Source organism: Thalassotalea fusca (assembly GCF_053485835.1).
In genome coordinates, this window is sequence record NZ_JBQRUN010000006.1 from 38,604 (window position 1) to 57,193 (window position 18,590).

General features: G+C 41.5%; 14 protein-coding genes. 4 read left to right on the plus strand and 10 right to left on the minus strand.

Translation table 11 applies throughout. The annotated features are described in order from the left end of the window. Position 1: 1 nt before the first annotated feature. Entirely contained in the window at positions 2-634 is a 633-nt protein-coding gene (locus tag ACSLUK_RS09205; protein ID WP_448548268.1) for an AhpA/YtjB family protein, read from the minus strand. An 85-nt stretch (positions 635-719) separates the two neighbouring features. Between ACSLUK_RS09205 and serB the strand changes: the two genes are divergently transcribed. Continuing rightward, positions 720-1,799, plus strand: coding sequence for a phosphoserine phosphatase SerB (gene serB, locus ACSLUK_RS09210; protein WP_448548269.1), 1,080 nt, complete (start codon positions 720-722; stop codon positions 1,797-1,799). A gap of 7 nt (positions 1,800-1,806) precedes the next feature. On the opposite strand, the gene ACSLUK_RS09215 is transcribed toward serB, so the two are convergent. Beyond that, the gene (locus ACSLUK_RS09215; RefSeq protein WP_448548270.1) at positions 1,807-2,151 is read right to left on the minus strand and encodes a cupin domain-containing protein; all 345 of its coding nucleotides are present in this window, start codon (positions 2,149-2,151) and stop codon (positions 1,807-1,809) included. A gap of 19 nt (positions 2,152-2,170) precedes the next feature. After that, on the minus strand, positions 2,171-4,624 hold the full coding sequence (locus tag ACSLUK_RS09220; protein WP_448548271.1) for a PilZ domain-containing protein: 2,454 nt from the start codon (positions 4,622-4,624) through the stop codon (positions 2,171-2,173). Between the two features lie 506 nt (positions 4,625-5,130). On the opposite strand from ACSLUK_RS09220, the gene radA reads away from it, so the two are divergent. Further along, positions 5,131-6,498 carry a DNA repair protein RadA gene (gene radA, locus ACSLUK_RS09225; RefSeq protein ID WP_448548272.1) on the plus strand — a complete coding sequence of 456 codons (1,368 nt, stop codon included), beginning with the start codon at positions 5,131-5,133 and terminating at the stop codon, positions 6,496-6,498. Positions 6,499-6,543: 45 nt separating this feature from the next. Here radA and metH read toward each other — a convergent pair whose 3' ends face one another. Further along, positions 6,544-10,236 carry a methionine synthase gene (gene metH / locus ACSLUK_RS09230; RefSeq protein WP_448548273.1) on the minus strand — a complete coding sequence of 1,231 codons (3,693 nt, stop codon included), beginning with the start codon at positions 10,234-10,236 and terminating at the stop codon, positions 6,544-6,546. Positions 10,237-10,249: 13 nt separating this feature from the next. Continuing rightward, entirely contained in the window at positions 10,250-11,191 is a 942-nt protein-coding gene (metA, locus tag ACSLUK_RS09235; RefSeq protein WP_448548274.1) for a homoserine O-succinyltransferase MetA, read from the minus strand. A gap of 512 nt (positions 11,192-11,703) precedes the next feature. Between metA and ACSLUK_RS09240 the strand changes: the two genes are divergently transcribed. Together ACSLUK_RS09240 and ACSLUK_RS09245 are read left to right on the plus strand one after the other, a co-directional pair. After that, on the plus strand, positions 11,704-12,717 hold the full coding sequence (locus ACSLUK_RS09240; RefSeq protein ID WP_448548275.1) for a sensor histidine kinase: 1,014 nt from the start codon (positions 11,704-11,706) through the stop codon (positions 12,715-12,717). A 14-nt stretch (positions 12,718-12,731) separates the two neighbouring features. After that, positions 12,732-13,466: a LytR/AlgR family response regulator transcription factor gene (locus tag ACSLUK_RS09245; RefSeq protein WP_448548276.1), complete on the plus strand. Its 735-nt coding sequence runs from the start codon at positions 12,732-12,734 to the stop codon at positions 13,464-13,466. On the opposite strand, the gene ACSLUK_RS09250 is transcribed toward ACSLUK_RS09245, so the two are convergent. From ACSLUK_RS09250 to ACSLUK_RS09270, 5 genes are read right to left on the minus strand one after another with little or no spacing between them, the layout of a single operon-like run. Next, entirely contained in the window at positions 13,444-14,649 is a 1,206-nt protein-coding gene (locus tag ACSLUK_RS09250) for an aromatic ring-hydroxylating oxygenase subunit alpha (RefSeq protein WP_448548277.1), read from the minus strand. The genes ACSLUK_RS09245 and ACSLUK_RS09250 overlap by 23 nt on opposite strands. Positions 14,650-14,685: 36 nt before the next feature. After that, positions 14,686-15,933: a hypothetical protein gene (locus ACSLUK_RS09255; protein ID WP_448548278.1), complete on the minus strand. Its 1,248-nt coding sequence runs from the start codon at positions 15,931-15,933 to the stop codon at positions 14,686-14,688. Further along, a complete protein-coding gene (locus ACSLUK_RS09260; protein ID WP_448548279.1) occupies positions 15,930-16,679 on the minus strand; it encodes an outer membrane lipoprotein-sorting protein in 750 nt (249 codons plus the stop codon). Before ACSLUK_RS09260 ends, ACSLUK_RS09255 begins: the two co-directional genes overlap by 4 nt. Beyond that, positions 16,672-17,898 (minus strand): ABC transporter permease, encoded by a 1,227-nt coding sequence (locus ACSLUK_RS09265; protein WP_448548280.1) that lies wholly within the window; start codon positions 17,896-17,898, stop codon positions 16,672-16,674. Before ACSLUK_RS09265 ends, ACSLUK_RS09260 begins: the two co-directional genes overlap by 8 nt. Further along, complete coding sequence (locus tag ACSLUK_RS09270; RefSeq protein ID WP_448548281.1) at positions 17,895-18,587, minus strand: ABC transporter ATP-binding protein; 693 nt, start codon at positions 18,585-18,587, stop codon at positions 17,895-17,897. Before ACSLUK_RS09270 ends, ACSLUK_RS09265 begins: the two co-directional genes overlap by 4 nt. Between the last annotated feature and the right edge of the window lie 3 nt (positions 18,588-18,590).

Here is an 18,590-nt window from a genome sequence, read left to right on the forward strand (position 1 = left end):
TTCAAGCATCATTTGACGCTTTACTGTGTGGTTGATCTTTAGGTAATCGATAACCTTGACGACTAAAGCGATTGAGCCCTCGGGTAAGTAAAAACCCAACGCCCCCTGCCATAATCATCATCAATCGAAGTAAGTCATAATGATCTTGGCTTGCTTGATTTAATGTTGACACATAAGCTTTTTTGGCTAACGTAACACGAACATACCCTTCAAACTTCCCCTGTGCTATTTCTCGCACAAACGACACTTTCTCATTCGCTACATTTGGTCGATAGGCACTGATACCAAATAAGTCATTGATTGAGTCAGGCTTGTGGTTAGCGGCAATCGTTAATCCTGTATCGTCATAAACCAAAATGCCCTCAACCCATTCACTTTGTGCCATACCATCAATAAAAACCTGCAGTTGCTCTCGATTTTCATCAACGAATATACTTACGCCATTTGCTGTTTGATCCAAATATTGTTCGGCTACAAAGGTAAACTGTTGTTCGATACTTTGTTTCATATGATTATGAGTAGAAATCCACATATTCATCAACACGATAATCAAGACTATCGCTATAGCTAATTGCATTATTTTATTATAAATCGAAGACAATTTAGGGTATAAAGGCAGTTCTTGTTGTGTCATAAAATCTGGCGTTGACTCATACTTATCTGTCTACACTATAGTAATTTATGACGTAAAATTAAATGTTTATTATTAGGAACCTGTCGTGTCGTTGTCTGGTATTGCCATCCCTTCTTCTGTATTTGGAACGCGCTCACTAGCGCAAATTGTCACTGCTAAGCACACAGAGCTTCCCATTAATTGCAGTGTAAGTGCCTCAGAACTCTTAATTAGCAGCAAAACAGTATTAGCATTTACACCAGAAGAAATCGACACGCTTGCACAGCGTTCAATGCCTGAACTGGTACAAGCTAAGGAACAAGGATTGTTAGAGCTAGTCGTTTTTTCTACTATCACGCTCAAACAATTGCTCGAATGTGTTGAATCGGCCAACCTGACTTGTGAAGCGCTAACAGCGATAAACGAGCGAAATAATCTAACGAGCTATCGCTTTCAGGTAACCACTAACGATATTAAACAAAGCCGTCAGGCAATTGCGCAATATTCACAAACACAGCGTTTAGAATTAGCACTATTGGACAACGCCCCTTCGCTTTCTCAACCCGGCATTTTGGTCATGGACATGGATTCAACCACGATCGAAATAGAGTGCATCGACGAAATAGCGGCACTTGCGGGGGTCGGTGAAGAAGTAGCGGAAGTGACAGAGCTTGCCATGCAAGGTCAATTAGACTTTGCGCAGAGTTTACACCAAAGAGTGGCAACCTTATCGGGTGCACCTGAAAGTATACTTAAACAGGTTGCCGATAACATTCCCTTAATGCCAGGCCTGAAAGAACTGATAACCACACTACAGCATCACGACTGGAAAATTGCGATAGCGTCTGGCGGTTTTACCTATTTCGCAGATTATTTAAAATCAATGCTATCGCTTGACGAAGCACGCGCAAATACATTAGAAATCGTTGACGGTAAGCTCACAGGTAAAGTTTTGGGTGATGTTGTAGATGCACAGGTGAAAGCTGATACACTCCGCCAATTGCAACAAGCCTACAATTTACCGTTTACTCAAACTGTAGCAATGGGTGATGGTGCCAATGATTTAATCATGATGAATGCTGCTAATCTGGGTGTTGCATTTCATGCCAAACCTATTGTTATGCAACAGGCCGCGTGCGCAATTAACCACACAGGGTTAGACACGCTCATTCATTGGTTAAAATAGCAAAACTCTAGACTAGCTCTACCCGATCGCCGTGGCAGGGAGGTGTAGAAGTAACAGTGAATATCAACGGCTGCTGGTGTTGGTTAGACAACCCATGCACTACGCCTGCGGGTATGTGAATAACCGTATGCGCGGTTAACTGGTGTACATTTCCTTCACACTCCATCGTGGCAATACCTGATAATACAAAGAAAAACTGTTCTGCGTTATGGTGAAAATGCTTTACCTCTGCACAGCCAGACGGGACGATTTCTTGGATAACACTCAATCGCGGTGTTCGAACTAAGTGAAAACCGTCACAATCGTCTCCCCACTTGTAATGTTCCGCGGTGTTTTTATCAATTGGCCGCATATATCTTACGATTCCCTAGTTAAAACTCATGAGGAACAAATTTGTATCTCACTAGAGCTTCTTGTGTAATATCTAACACGGAAACACACCCTACAACACTCCAAATCTCCTGTTCGAGCTGTTTGCCGCGGTGAATAGCGTAAGAGCCAATGTAACTCAACTCAGGGCTTAAGAAGTCCATATCGGGCTCTTCTGTTCGTGACAGTTTCACTTGTACGCAGAAAAAATCCCCCGTCTTCAGCGCCCGCTGAATAAATAGGTGCTTGTGCTTTTCTGATTGCAGTTCTGATTCAAGTTTCGTGACTACCGCTTTGTCGACAGCTTCACCGTTATGTTTAATTGAAATGTACAAAATATCGACCACAGGAGGTACGCCTTTTTGCAGCTTTTTCAAGGTGTTATTCATTTCATTCATCGCCTTAATGTTGTTTAGCAACGGGTAAAGGTTATGAAATTTTGTGCGGTCACTCAGTTCTTTACAGTGAGAGATTAAAGGCATTCGATCGCAGCGGCCAGTAATAGTTTCAACTTTGTAACGACTGCCACTCGTTTGTACGATCAAGTTTGGTGTCGTTACAACACTTGCGTATAAATTACGCAAGGCTTTTGCAAGCCCAGGGTTTACCATTTCATACTGATCTGTAGTTAGCTTTTCATGGTTTTTTTCAATTAATGCTTTAAAGAATGAACGGCCGATATGTTGGTGTTTTTCAACATAAACTCTCAGATTAACAACCGTTTTGTCGGCGTTGAGTCGGACAACTTCATAAGGCAATGCTTTTAAATCAAAGGCTGATGTGATTTTTTGAAGATTCGGAAAACCAACATTAACGATGTCGCCCCTGTTAAGCACACTTGACTTTTCCAACTCTACTTTTAACCCTGATGTTGAAAAATCTTTTGATACGCCATTCCAAGTGACTTTGCCAATTTCTATGACAACTGGGGTTGTGTATATATACCGCGGTTCTTGACGTTGATTACGATAGCTAATACCAACGGAGTCCACCTTTAAAGGTTTTGACACTCGTTTGTGGCCAAACATTTTCAGCTTCATCGTATCAATCCCTTCAAAAGGAATTGTCTTATAAGACTCAGCCATACGTGGCTCAGTAATATCAGCAGCAACAACAATATGATTAAGTGGTGCGAGCATTTGCATCACGTCATTACTCGGCGGTAAGTTGCGATAAGCTTCTTTCTTAGGGAGTGCATTCGCCACTGTTAACGGCGAATGAGCAAACTCCTTGACTACATTTAATAGCGATAACTGAGTTACAGCAAAACTGAGCTTAGAGGATGCAAAGCCCAAATATAGAGGCATAAAGTCTTTATCTTCTTCAAGTTGAATATTATCAGCAGTATAAAAGTACTTTCGACCGTCTCGCTCATGCACAAAGCTATAAACCAAGAGATTACGTCCCAGTTCTTTCGCCTTTTTTAGTCGTAGAAATCGTTCTGGCGTGATCAGAAATGACAGGGCCGAATATTTAAGTTCATCTTGCCAATATTGAAAGGTACCTTGGTTATTATTACAGGTGAGTGCATACCTTGGTAAAGAAAGGCCTTTTGAATTATCAATGAATATCGGTAATTCATTTGATTTCGGCAAAGTAAATTGCTCAAACGCTCTTGATTGAATCGCTTCAATTGAATTATCTAAATTGATTTTATAACGACGTTTATTGCCTTGAATAAAGCCAGTTAAAAATTGTCCAAATCCATCGCGTTGATTATCACTGCTGTATACACGTGCCACTCCCAGCAACTGGATATCTTCGATTATTTGAATATTACGAACTTCATAATAAAAATTGTCATTCTTGCCAAACTGAAACTCACCTTCTAAGCCGATGAATTTAATCTGTAATTGCTGACCAACTTTAAGATCCTCAATACTTGTCAATCGAATTTTACAACCAGAGACACTTAGATCGGAAGAAGTAGCTTCTACTGCAGTTTCGTCATCTAAATAAATACGAAGTGCAATAGCAAAGTTCATGCGCTCTTCGCTACGATTAAAATAAGGCCCGTAATGAAAAATTTGTGCCGGATATTGCACTTTTTCAAATATTCGCTCGCTGCTTGCAGTCGGAGAGACTACGTTACCCTTTTCCCGTTGATAGATGACACGGAAATTGTTTTCGGTATTGGTTACCGCTTCATACACACCAAATGTATAACTACCATAGTTATTCAGTGCCTGCTCAAACACGCGAATAGCCAAGTCATCAAGAAAATGAACACGTGATTCATGCTCGTATGGACGACATTCGCCATCAACTAGACCTCGCAAATCCACTAAGCGCGTACAAGGACTAGCTAACCGTTTAAGTTCCATTTTTAACAGAAAGCGTTCCGTCTTAGGAACAATTTTAGTAACAGCGCTAAAACGTGCTTCGAAATCACTATCGAACACTTTGCCACTAAATTGATCAATAATTTTTTGATACTTTGAAAAATCTGTTGTCATTTACGCTTTGTTTCTATCTGTCAATAGACCAACACTCATATACGCCATCATTACATATAACATTGTTGAATTCTTATTAGTATATACGTGAACTTTGTATCAATAAGCAACAACTATACCTTGTTATTGAATTGGTTGGCAAAACTTTCGATTATCAAATCGAGTTAGTTGCTCATTTACGGCCAAAGGCCGCAATTTTAAAGCGTTTAATCATCTACCCCCTATTTGTTTCTATACTTCATAGTTCATCAACAAATACTTTGAAAAGAAGATTTCAAGCGGTGCGAAATTAACGAACTGAAAACCAACAAAAATTTGACGGTAGATTCATTGTCTAACTAATCAGGCAATTTAATAACCCAAGATTCAAAGAAAAATTAATCAATGATAGTGATTGCAAGTATGCTTGACCTCATGTAATGCTCCGCTAGAATAACAAGCCTTTTCACTACGCAACTAATGGTCTCGATTAGCTGCTTATAAATTTAAGGGAAAGCTAGTAAACCATGGCAAAAACTAAAACCGCCTTTGTATGTACCGATTGCGGTGCCGACTATTCACGTTGGTTAGGCCAATGTAACGAATGCAAAGCATGGAACACAATTTCTGAATATCGTGCTGCCAAAGCGCCAAGCAGTTCCCGAGGCAGTTTTAGTGGATATGCTGGCATGACCGAAGCTAAGGTACAAACATTAGATACCATCGATTTGGCTGATTTACCCCGTTTTTCAACAGGCTTTGTCGAATTTGACCGGGTGTTAGGTGGCGGTGTGGTACCGGGCAGCGCAACGTTAATCGGTGGTGAACCCGGCGCAGGTAAAAGTACATTACTCCTACAAACAATGTGCGCACTTTCAAACCATATGCCTGCCCTGTACATCACTGGTGAGGAATCATTGCAGCAAGTTGCCATGCGTGCGCAGCGGCTTGGACTAAAAGCCGATAACCTAAAGCTACTTTCTGAAACCAGTGTTGAAAATATCTGTCATATCGCGGAACGCGAAAAGCCGAAGATTATGGTCATTGACTCTATTCAGGTCATGCACATGTCTGATATCCAATCAGCACCAGGTAGTGTGTCGCAAGTACGAGAGGCTGCCGCTTTTCTTACTCGATTTGCTAAACAACATCATGTCGCCATGATCATCGTTGGCCATGTGACTAAAGATGGCTCTCTCGCTGGCCCGAAGGTTTTAGAACATTGTATCGATTGTTCAATCATGCTCGAAGGTTCCACCGATTCACGCTACCGCACACTTCGCGGCATCAAGAACCGCTTTGGTGCAGTAAATGAACTTGGTGTTTTTGGCATGACCGGCACCGGACTTAAAGAGGTAAAAAACCCTTCAGCAATTTTCTTAACGCGCAGCGAAGAACAAACGCCTGGTAGTATCGTTATGGTGTTATGGGAAGGAACACGCCCACTGTTAGTCGAGATTCAGGCATTGGTTGATCACTCCGCGCTCGGCAACCCAAGACGTGTCGCTGTTGGTGCTGAGCAAAACCGCCTCGCGATGCTTTTGGCTATTCTCAACCGTCATGGCGGCCTACAGATGAACGATCAGGACGTGTTTATTAACGTGGTTGGTGGCGTTAAAGTCTCTGAAACAGGCATCGATTTAGCACTTATTATGGCATTGGTTTCTAGCTTTCGAGACAAAGCATTGCCGCAAGATTTAGTGGTGTTTGGCGAAGTTGGATTGTCAGGTGAAATCCGCCCAGTAACCAGTGGCCAAGAGCGCATCAACGAAGCTGCCAAGCATGGTTTTAAGCGCGCCATTGTTCCCTTTAATAATCAACCAAAAGACAAAATTGAAGGTATGGAAGTTATTGGTGTGAAAAAGCTCAGCGATGCTTTAGACGCTATTTTGTAGCACAAAAAATGGGGCAGCTATGCCCCATCATTCGTTATTACTTATTTACTCTGGCTCATAATCCAAATTCGAAGACAACCAACGTTCAGCCTGCTCCAAGGTAAAATGTTTACGTTGCGCATAATCAAGCACCTGATCCTTAGCCACTTTCGCTACAGCAAAATATTTAGCATCAGGATGCGCAAAGTACCAGCCACTTACCGCTGCCCCCGGCCACATTGCATAACTGGATGTTAGCTCCATACCGATGTTATTTTCAACATCCAACAATTGCCACAGAAGCCCTTTTTCCGTGTGCTCTGGACACGCTGGGTAACCTGGTGCAGGACGTATCCCCTGATATTGCTCACGAATCAGTGCGTCATTTTCAAGCGTTTCATCGGGCGCGTAGCCCCAATATTCCTTACGAATACGCTCATGTAAGTACTCGGCACTCGCTTCTGCCAATCGGTCAGCGACAGCCTTAATCAGAATACTATTGTAGTCATCGTGATCCTTATCAAAAGCTTTCACTAATTCATCTGCACCAAAGCCTGCTGAAACCGCAAACGCTCCCATATAGTCTTTCACGCCGGAAGCTTCATCTGCCACATAATCCGACAAACACCGATTATATTGCCCCGCAGGTTTCTTCGTTTGTTGACGTAATTGGTGTAACTTCATCAAGGGTTGCTCACGTTCATCATCTTCAAACAATTGAACATCATCACCTACACGCACAGCAGGGAACAAACCAAACACTGCCTTTGCCTTGAGCTTCTTATTGTTGATTACGTCATCGAGCATCGCGTTTGCATCATTGAATAAGCGAGTTGCTTCCTCACCTACCACTTCGTGGCGCAAGATCAATGGATACTTGCCAGATAGCTGCCATGTCATAAAGAACGGTGTCCAGTCGATATAGTTACGCACAACGTTTAAATCGAGTTCTTCCAGCACAGTAACACCAAGCTTATTCGGTATTTTGGGTGTGTAGTCCTCAAAACTTAACGGTACGGCATTGGCACGTGCATCTTCTATAGAGATTAAACTTGAACGCGGTCCTTTTTTGTAGTGGCGATCACGCACGCGAACATATTCGTCGTTGATACGTTCCATAAATGGACCACGGTGAGTATCTGATAATAGATTACTCACAACTGATACCGAGCGTGAAGCATTAGGCACATATACCACAGGATGTTCATATTGTGGGGCGATTTTCACTGCCGTATGAGCTTTAGATGTTGTCGCGCCACCTATGAGCAGCGGAAGAGTAAAACCTTGGCGCTGCATCTCTTTGGCGACATGTACCATTTCATCAAGTGACGGTGTAATAAGCCCAGACAAGCCAATAATATCGACCTTTTCTTCTTTAGCAACACGTAAGATTTCTTCACACGACACCATGACACCTAAGTCGATAATGTCATAGTTGTTACATTGTAATACTACGCCAACGATGTTTTTGCCTATGTCGTGAACATCGCCTTTTACAGTAGCTAGTAACACTTTACCATTAGATTTGGCGACCGTTTTCTCCGCCTCGATATAAGGATTTAGGTGAGCAACAGCTTGCTTCATGACTCGCGCAGATTTCACTACTTGTGGCAAGAACATTTCACCAGCGCCAAACAAATCACCTACGACATTCATGCCGTCCATTAACGGCCCTTCAATTACATGGAGTGGGCGCTCTGCCGCTAGTCGTGCTTCTTCAGTGTCTTCAACGATAAATTCGTTGATACCTTTAACCAACGCATGCTCCAATCGCTTATTGATTGGCAATTCGCGCCATGCCTGATCGACTTTACTGTCTTGCGCTCCTGCCTGACCACGATATTTCTCTGCAGTATCGAGCAGGCGTTCGGTTGCACCGTCGTCGCTGTTTTGAATCACATCTTCAACCGCAATGCGCAAATCTTCAGGGATATCTGAATATATTGCCAGTTGCCCCGCGTTTACGATGCCCATATCCATACCATTTTTAATGGCGTGATAAAGGAATACGGCGTGAATTGCCTCGCGTACCGGATTATTACCACGAAACGAAAACGAGACATTTGAAACACCGCCAGAGATCATCGCATAAGGCAGGTTATCTTTAATGTCTTTAACTGCTTCAATAAAATCAACCGCGTAGTTATTGTGCTCTTCAATACCAGTTGCTACAGCAAATATATTCGGGTCAAAGATAATGTCTTCCGCCGGAAAACCAATTTCATCAACAAGGATGTGGTATGCACGGTGACAAATCTCATATTTACGTTTTCGGGTATCGGCCTGACCGACTTCATCGAAAGCCATCACGATTACAGCAGCGCCGTAGCGCCTTAACAGTTCAGCCTGCTGGCGAAAAGCCTCTTCGCCTTCTTTCAGGCTAATCGAGTTGACGATACCTTTACCTTGGATACACTTAAGTCCCTCTTCTAAGATATCCCACTTAGACGAGTCCAACATAATTGGCACCTTGGCAATATCTGGCTCACCCGCAATAAGATTCAAGAAACGAATCATCGCAGCTTTGGAGTCCAACATGCCTTCATCCATGTTGATATCAATAATCTGAGCGCCATTTTCCACTTGTTGTAAAGCGACAGCGATAGCTTGGTCGTAGTTCTCTTCAGTAATAAGTCGCTTGAATATAGCTGAACCAGTGACGTTTGTACGTTCGCCCACATTAACAAACAAAGTATCTTTGTTGATTGTCAGTGCTTCCAAGCCAGATAACCGACAAGCCACTTCTCTCGGCTCAATTTTGCGCGGCGTAACGCCTGCAACTACATCTGACATTCCTTTGATATGCGCAGGAGTTGTACCACAACAACCACCAATGATGTTTAAGAATCCAGATTCTGCCCACTCTTTTACGTGCAAGTTCATGTCATCGACACTAAAGTCGTACTCACCGAACGCATTAGGTAAACCTGCGTTTGGATGCGCAGACACAGCCACATCACTAATACGACTCAATTCTTCAACATACTGCCGCAATTCAACCGGCCCCAGCGCACAGTTGAGACCAAATGAAATCGGTTGTGCATGACGTAATGAATTATAAAATGCCTCTGTAGTTTGCCCTGAAAGCGTTCGACCTGAGGCGTCAGTAATTGTACCTGAAATCATTACAGGTAAACGCTCACCTAGCTCTTCAAATACCGTTTCCACGGCAAAAATCGCCGCTTTTGCGTTCAATGTGTCAAAAATAGTTTCGATCAAGATGATATCTGAACCACCTTGAATCAATGCCTTGGTCGATTCAATGTAAGCATCTTTTAACTCGTCAAACGTGACATTTCGGTATGCGGGGTCATTTACATCTGGAGAAATTGAACACGTACGGTTAGTTGGTCCCAAAACCCCCGCAACAAACCTAGGTCTGTCAGGTGTTTGTGCTGTCATTTCATCTGCTGCCTGACGTGCAATTTGCGCAGCAACTAAGTTAATCTCTGCGCTATATTGCTCCATGTCATAGTCAGCCATAGCAATAGTGGTGGCGTTAAAGGTATTCGTTTCTAAAATATCTGCTCCAGCTTGCAGATACTCCATGTGAATTGCTTTGATAACGTCAGGCTGGGTTAATACCAACATGTCGTTATTGCCTTTGACATCACAGTGCCAATCAGCAAAACGCTCACCACGATAATCTTGCTCTTCAAACTTATAAGCCTGAATCATCGTACCCATCGCACCATCAAGGATAAGTATTCGTTGGCCTAGTTGCTGCTCTAATAAGGCATAAGATGCTGATTTTTTCATACTACTTCTCTATTTATCCTTCAGGGTGGATCGCCTGAATGCTATTAGCGTCTAACTGATACGGTGTGATTTGATATACATAATAGTTGAGCCAATTGGTGAATAAAAGGCTGCCATGGCTGCGCCATAAGCTTTTTGGCTGCGTGTTTACGTTATCATTGGTAAAATAATTCTCAGGAATTTGGGGTGATATTCCAGCAGATAGATCACGCTGATACTCTTCTAACAACGTAGTTGCATCATACTCTGGATGTCCCGTGAGATACACTTGCTGCTTATTCTTTGACGCAACGAGGTACACGCCTGCTTCTTCAGATTCAGCCAAAACCCTCAGACCATCGATAGCTTCGTACTCTGCACGTTCAATGTAACCATAACGCGAATGTGGTACGTAAAAGGATTCATCAAAGCCACGGGTTAGTTGCTCACGCGGATCTATCGGGTAATGACGATAAACACCAGACAGCTTTTGCTTACGTAAATGGCGTTGAATACCATAATGATGATATAACGCCGCATGTGCAGCCCAACACGAAAACATCGTTGAAGTAACGTTTCTTTCTGCCCAGTCAAATACTTCACATATTTTGTCCCAAAACGTAACATCATGGTAATCCAGCAACGCTAGTGGAGCGCCAGTTATAATTAACCCGTCGTATTGCTTCTCTTTAACGTCGTCGAATAGTCGATAAAAGTTATCAAGGTGTTCTTTAGGCGTATGCTTAGATTCATTAGCATGAATACGAATAAACTCGATGTTGATCTGCAACGGCGTATTGCCAAGCATGCGCAAAATTTGTACTTCGGTTTCTATTTTGTTTGGCATCAAGTTAAGAATTGCGACTTCCATCGGACGAATATCTTGATTAACCGCACGGTGCTCAGACATAACGAAAATATTTTCGTTATCTAGTACGGTAAGTGCGGGCAACTGATCTGGAATTTTAATGGGCATAAAGCATCCACCTTTTTGCAATTCTTCGGCTAAACTTTTAATGGTTATAATGTCGCTTGGATTTCTAGATATGTCAACCTCTAAACGTATAGACGTCTAAAACATTTTGTTATGAGGTGTAAACAGATTGCAGAATCTGTATTTTCAACCTCAATCAAAGTGTAGTAGTTCGCAAGTTCCGTAAATAATCCAAGTCACCAAACAAAACCTAACACTTTGATATAAATACAATTTAATCAGTAAGCATTTTAATTAACCCATTCATATTTATCGCTAAGCACCTGGAAGCAATGAAAATCCCCCCGATATGCCATTAATGAGCAACGATGACTAGTATTTTTTAATTACCATGAAAAAACAATGAAAGTGCGGGACAAATGAAACAAAAATGTTAACAAACAATGTAAATCATGATAAAAAAACAATATAAATGGCTTGTGGTTTCACTTAAATGTTATAGGTAGCGTAAAGGAATCAACGCGTTATCACGCAACGACTACTAGGGAAGGGAAATGGTCACGCAAAGAATTTCAAAACTCGGATATTACAAATTCACTTTCTATACATCGTTTGTATTAACAGTTGTGTTTGCTGCTTTCGGCTCATCCTATCAATCAAACGTGATAGTTGCCGAGTTACTAGCCGCATTAACTTGGTTTGTGTGTTTTTATTGGTGGCCGCTGTGGACTGCTGGCTATTTAATTTTCAAACTTAGGAATAAAGAACGCGGTCATTACCTGCTTGAGTTATTGATCCTTTGGATTTCCTTATTAATAGGACACATCGCCAAAGATATTTTTCAAGGCGTAATTTTTAGCAAATATGTTTTTGACATGGAAAACACCTTGGTCATGTCAATTTCTTGGACGTTAATTATGTATTCAATTGCACGCGTGTATGAATATAGTGAAATGCTTATTTCGAGCAAAATAAACCTGCATAAAGCGCAGGCAGAAACACTTAGGTATCAGCTAAACCCGCATTTATTGTTCAATAGTCTTAACACGATATCTGCCATGATTCACACTAATCCTGATGAAGCTGATCGCATATTGCATGACCTTGCAGCATTGCTGCGCTTTTCACTTGAGTTGTCTGACAAAGAAAAAATAACAGTGCAAGCCGAGTTAGACCTAATCGCACGTTACATTAGCATTGAAAAGGCTCGTTTCGGTGAACTACTCACACTCGACACTCATGTTGATCCCGAAAGTAATAATTACTTACTTCCACCTCTTATCGTGCAAACCTTAGTAGAAAATGCCATCAAACATAACAATAAAAATAAGCCTTTACACATTAATGTGACAATTAAGCGTGTAAACAACAAACTTAAAATTTCAGTCAGTGACAATGGCGTAGGCTTCCCAGAGCATGTTTTGAAGCTAGACACTCACAGGCGAGTAGGACTGAAAAATGTTAAAACGCGCATTCAGCATTGTCCATCTTCATCATTAAGCTTAGAAAATGGCTCAACGTCCAGTGGTATTGGTGCAATTGCAACTTTGTATATAGCACAAACGTAGATTGGGGAATAGATATGGAAAGTAAAACACTCACCGCCTATATTTTAGACGATGAAGCGATGGCCATTAGCAAGTTAAGCCATCAATTATCTCAAATTAACAACATTGACATTGTAGGCAATTCACAAGAGCCCCTTTCTGCGATTCACGAAGTTAACAAAATAAATCCAGATGTTATTTTTCTCGACATTAATATGTCAGAATTAAATGGCTTTGATGTATTAAGTTCATTGCCGACACATACCTTGGTCGTATTCACTACCGCTTACAGTGAATATGCGATTAAAGCATTTGATAAAGATGCAGTAGATTACTTGTTGAAACCATTTGATACCGAACGATTGAAACAAGCTGTTGAAAAAGTGCATCAGAAGCTAAGTACCAGCCAAAAAACACCAATTACGAATACTACACATGAACCACACCTTGTCAGTAAACAAGGCGATCGAATTTTCATACTTAAAACTGACGATATCTATTACTTAAAGTCCACCGCTAGCGGCGTTTGCGCCTATACATTTGATCGTGCTTATCCAGTCAATTATTCACTCGAACAACTGGAAGACTTACTTGATCCTGCTTTATTCATTAGATTGCATCGCAGTTACATGATCAATATTCACCACATTAAAGAAATCCAGCGCTGGTTTGGCGGTAAACTAATGTTGATAATGAACGACGAGAACAAAAGTGAGTTAAATAGCAGTCGCGACGGTGCTAAGAAGATTAAGCAGTTCTTCTGTTTTTAGTAGATTCAACACTTATATCTTTTATATCGTTGTTGACAAAGTGTTGCCTATACCAAGCGCTAAAATAAGCACTGTCAGCCTCCATGTCAGTGTAGTAACCCGACGTAGCTCGGCTTGACTTTGCTTGTTGTTGTACGAGTTCACATAGCTGGCAATCCTGTTGAATCGTATTGTGCCAAAGCCATTTCAACGTTGGTAACTTCTTGTGATCAAAATCTGCATTAGTTAACCAAAACAATTTGACTTGCGTGTGCCCTGCTGTTTTGGGCTCAAAGCACACAACCACGACGTGATCTGAATATATAGAAAAGTGCAAGAATGGGCCCAGAGAACCATAAACAAAGCCATGATCTATACCTTCTTGTTTACCTAGTAGTGAACCAATGAGTTGCCCTGTTTGCGTCCCTGTAGCGCGAGGCGATTGCAAATGCACACCATTGATGACTGAGTAAACGGCATTATTGCTATTAATGAATTGCGGCTCGGGTACCAAGTGCTCGAAAGATTCTGCCCTTGAGAAGTAGGCATTTTGTTGTTGAATGAATTGGCTCATGTCGCCATTTTCTAATAATTCTACATGTCCTTCGGCTTGTGAAAGCTGAGGATGGTTCGGCGCACAGTGATAACATTCTAAGAAATTCTCGGTAACAATCTTCCAGTTTGCCGAACAGGCATACTCCTGCGAATGTGCAACTATGGTATTTTGTACACCATAAAACTCAAAGAATTGCTTTAAATTTGTCAGATCAACATTACCAACATCATCTTCATTACCTAGTTGCACTAACTGCAAACCGCCAAGTTCAAATAAAGGGTAAGTAGACAAGCTTAGCTTACACTCAAGCTGTGGTAGCTGTTCCCTTGTAGAGATTAGCACACCGGAATTATCATATTGCCAAGCATGGTATCGGCAGGTAAAACGTTTTTTGCATCCCTTCTTCTCTGTCTCTAACGTTGCTCTGCGATGCAAACATGTATTGGCAAAGGCCAATAAGTTACCTTCTCGCTGACGACTCAGTAGAATGTCGTCATCAAAAAGTTTAAAGCGTTCAAAATCTCCAACATTTGGCAGCTCACTAGCATGTGTCAGACAAAATAGCTGTGACGGGAACAGCTGAGATTTTTCTCGCTCAAAAAGCGATTCACTTGTATAAAACTCTGGTGCAATTGTTCGAGTAACCATGGTATTTTTTGCTCGCTAGGCTAAGAAAGGTATAGGTTAAAACAGGTATTTGAACATAAGCTCGAATTCAGATTTGATAGGCAAACTGCCCAGTTCGCTAGAACGACTTCCTGCGAAATGATAGTAGCTCAGGCTCAGATCTGTAGCGTCATTTAAACGATGTGTAAATGTAGCGCCTGAAATCGAAGAAAAGTCGTGGCCATCAATCTTAACAAACAGACCTAAACTGCTTTGTTCAAGATCCATCAGAGCGTTAACGAACCAGTATTTTTGCCGAGTACCTGTTTTGATGATTGCTTGATTATCGTAATATAACGCTAGCTCGCCTAATGCCTGTCTCTCACTATGGTAAAGTACAAGATTTGCGGTATTATTATCGATAAATTTACGCCATTTCGTGTCATCTAATCCACGTTCGTCATAGCTATATTCAGTAGTAAAGCTTATCTGATACAACTGCCACGACAAGCCGACGACATACCTTGAGTATTTTTGTTGTGAATTAAGTGACGAATATGAAAAAGGATACTGCCCCATAAATATATAATCATCCATTAAGAGTCTCATATCTTGAGGGCGGCGAGTGCCTTTTCTCACATAAATGGAAGTATAAAATACGGCGCTGTCATTTAAGGTATAGTTCGCTTGCAAACCAAAACCAATGGGTTGCCCCTGAGGTTTTTGCATCACTAGTGCAACCTCTCCTTGATCCAGAGTATAGGCCCACTTGCCTGCCCATTGCTCTAATCCTTGATTAAATCCATCTATCTGATTTTCAAAATCATGGCTATAAACTAAAGTTCCTTGCCAATTTGTAGCTAAATACGAAAAAGCAATTAACGGTAAGCCCGCAGAACGACTTTGGCTATCAGTGAGGTCAGTAATATTCAATTCTCGTTGAAAAAAGCCCAAAGGCTGAAAAGACATTGCCATATCCCAAGGTAACTGCGTTTTACCAATATTTACAATGAGGTTGTCAGCTAATAGGTGGTCAATAGAAAGCTCTTGCCATTCAAATTCATCTCTATCAGATTGGCTTCCCTCAACAACGTAATAACTGTACCGGTTTCTAAAGTTAACACTTACCCCTTTGGCATTAATCACGCCTGATGTCACTAGTGCAGTCTCATTTGCGACTGCATCAACCCCAAGAAAGTCGTCGGGATTTAGTCGTCCCTTATAAGCAATTGGCATAGAAGTGATATTAAGCAGGTCAAAGTTTACTTCTTGACTGTGAGCCATCGCACTGACAAACAATACTGTCAGCAGATACTTCGACATCATTTTTTAAGCTCCAAATAGCTCTTGGTAAACTCGATATCACTCGCTTTGATGTAAGCAAATTCTGAACTCGTCACTTGAGTGATTTTTGACGCTTGGCCAGGCTTAGATAGTTGCCAACGATTTACTACTGGAGTGCCTTCAACAATTTCAACATCCACAAAGTTAACAGTCTTTAGCATCTTTCCTGACGCTGCAAACAAATTAGCTTTTTTGGGCAAAAATTCAGAGCCACTTACCCACAACTCTATTTGGTGGTATGTTGCACTTGCCTGCTTGCTATTCAAGGTTAGCTTTATGGTGTCTTTATCATGAATAAGTGCGATTGGTTCATAATCAAGGGTATACCTTAATCGAGAGACATCACCTATGCTCGCATCACCGAATAACTTCTGAATAGGTGGGATTTTAATCGCGCGACGTGTGCGAGTTGAAAAAAACCAGATATCGTTCTCTGTTGACAATATTTTTTGACCGCGTTGACGTTTGTCCAAAAACTCCAATACCGTTCTAGTATTGCCATCGTCTTTCATTCGGTATTGCTGACTTGTTCCTGAAGTTAAGTCATCAACTGACATAAGCAATTGAAAAGGTGTACCTTCTGCTTTTCCTTTATCCAAAAAATTAAGGATCTTGTTAGCTAGTTGTTTGTTCGCATCAGTCATTACTTCGTCGGTAGTAGCATTGGCGAAAAAACTGAATGACAAAATAATAGTGCTTATTGTCAAGAATCGAGAAATACTACGCATGGTTTATTGCCTCCACAATAGTCATATTGTTGATTTTTGACGCTGCAAGCCATGCTGCGATAGCACACAGGCCAACTAAGATCGCGCATACTAATGCGGTCGCTTTCATATCAAATAGCACCATTAATTGGTACCCTTGCGAACGGCCAGGTGGTGGAGGCATATTTATTCCCGCAAGATTAATTAGTTCACATACCCCCGCTCCTATAACGATACCTAGGACACTAGCTAGCAACCCGATGTAAACCCCTTCATAAACACAGCTGGACTTTACTGATAAAGGTGAAATTCCGATACTGAGCATGGTAGCAAACTCGCGTTTTCGCTCATATAAGCTCATCAACATGGCGTTTAACATAGTCAGAACAACCACGATTGCGATAATGACACCAAACACGGTAAATTGACGAACATACAAACTGATCATTTGATCATAAAAAGGTGAAAGTTGCTGCCAATTCCTAACTACGAGTGGTGAAATCGTGTTACTCAACGATGTCTGTGTTGCACTAACCACTTCATCATTGGTTAGCTTAATCGCAAGCCGTGATATTTTCTCAGTCAGAATTAAATTTTGCGCTAGTTCTATCGGCGCATATAATTGAATTTTATCAACTTCTGGGGAGCCCGAAGTTGAAATGCCAAAAACATTAACGTCGATGGCATTAATGCCACCAAATTCTGTGACGGCCATTAACGTCACATTATCCCCTACGGCAGCCCCTAAAAGACGCGCCATATCAGATCCGATAACTATGTTGTACATGTCACCATCAGGTGCATATTCAAGTCCTTTACCTGATACGGTATTGATAAAGTTCTGCGCAAGTTTACGTTCTTGATTTGGAGATACGCCATCACCAATAAAAACCAAACTAGTAGAGCCTTTGCTGATTAAACCTTGGAATTTTATTCGCGGTAAAATAAATTCTACATTGGCATCATTGCGTAAGACAATTTCAATTTGGGCTACTTCATTTTTGCTAAGGCCGAACTGCATTGGAGACTCTTCATAGCCGTCAAAAGTGCCTTGCTTGGCAATTTGTAAGTGTGCCATACCACCTCTAATCGTGCCTTCTTTAACCAACATAAATGTCGCTTTCATATACCCGATGGCAATGATGCACGCGAGCATACCAATCAAAACAATGAGTAAATTGAAGTACGATTTACGCGTATTTCTAACGAAATTCCGCCATGCAAAATTTATCCAAATCACGAAACTACCTCTCCATCATCTAGTTTTATACTGCGATCTACAGCCGCCAAAATACGAGGGTCATGGGTTGAAAAAACAAAACTGACTTGCTGCTGGCGACACAAATCCTTCATTAAATTAACGATGTCTTCAGAAGATTTGGAGTCTAGATTCGCTGTGGGTTCATCCGCCATGACTAAACTAGGCTGATGAACTAATGCACGTGCAACCCCGACACGTTGTTGCTGACCACCTGACAATTCATGTGGAAAATGATGAGCTCGCTGCGCTAGCCCAACTAACGAAAGCATTTCCATGGCTCGTTCATTACGTTGTTGCTTGCTAAAAGAATGGGTCGTTAGCGCTAACTCGACATTTTCAACTGCAGTCAACACTGGCATTAGGTTAAAATTTTGAAATATGAATCCTAATTTCTCTCTGCGAAGCATTGTTTTTTCTTTGACACTCAACGTTGAAGAGCATTTACCAAATAAAACGATCTCTCCAGAAGACTGAATGTCGAGTTGTCCAATCAAATTAAGCAAGGTTGATTTACCACTGCCTGATGGCCCGTAGATCGCTAACATCTCTCCTGCTTTGATTTCAAGATTCAGTTGCTTAACAGCGTGTACGTTGGTTTGACTATGACCATAGTATTTAGTCAGGTTTTTACACGACACTATGATTTCTTGATATGAACTCTGATTCATGTA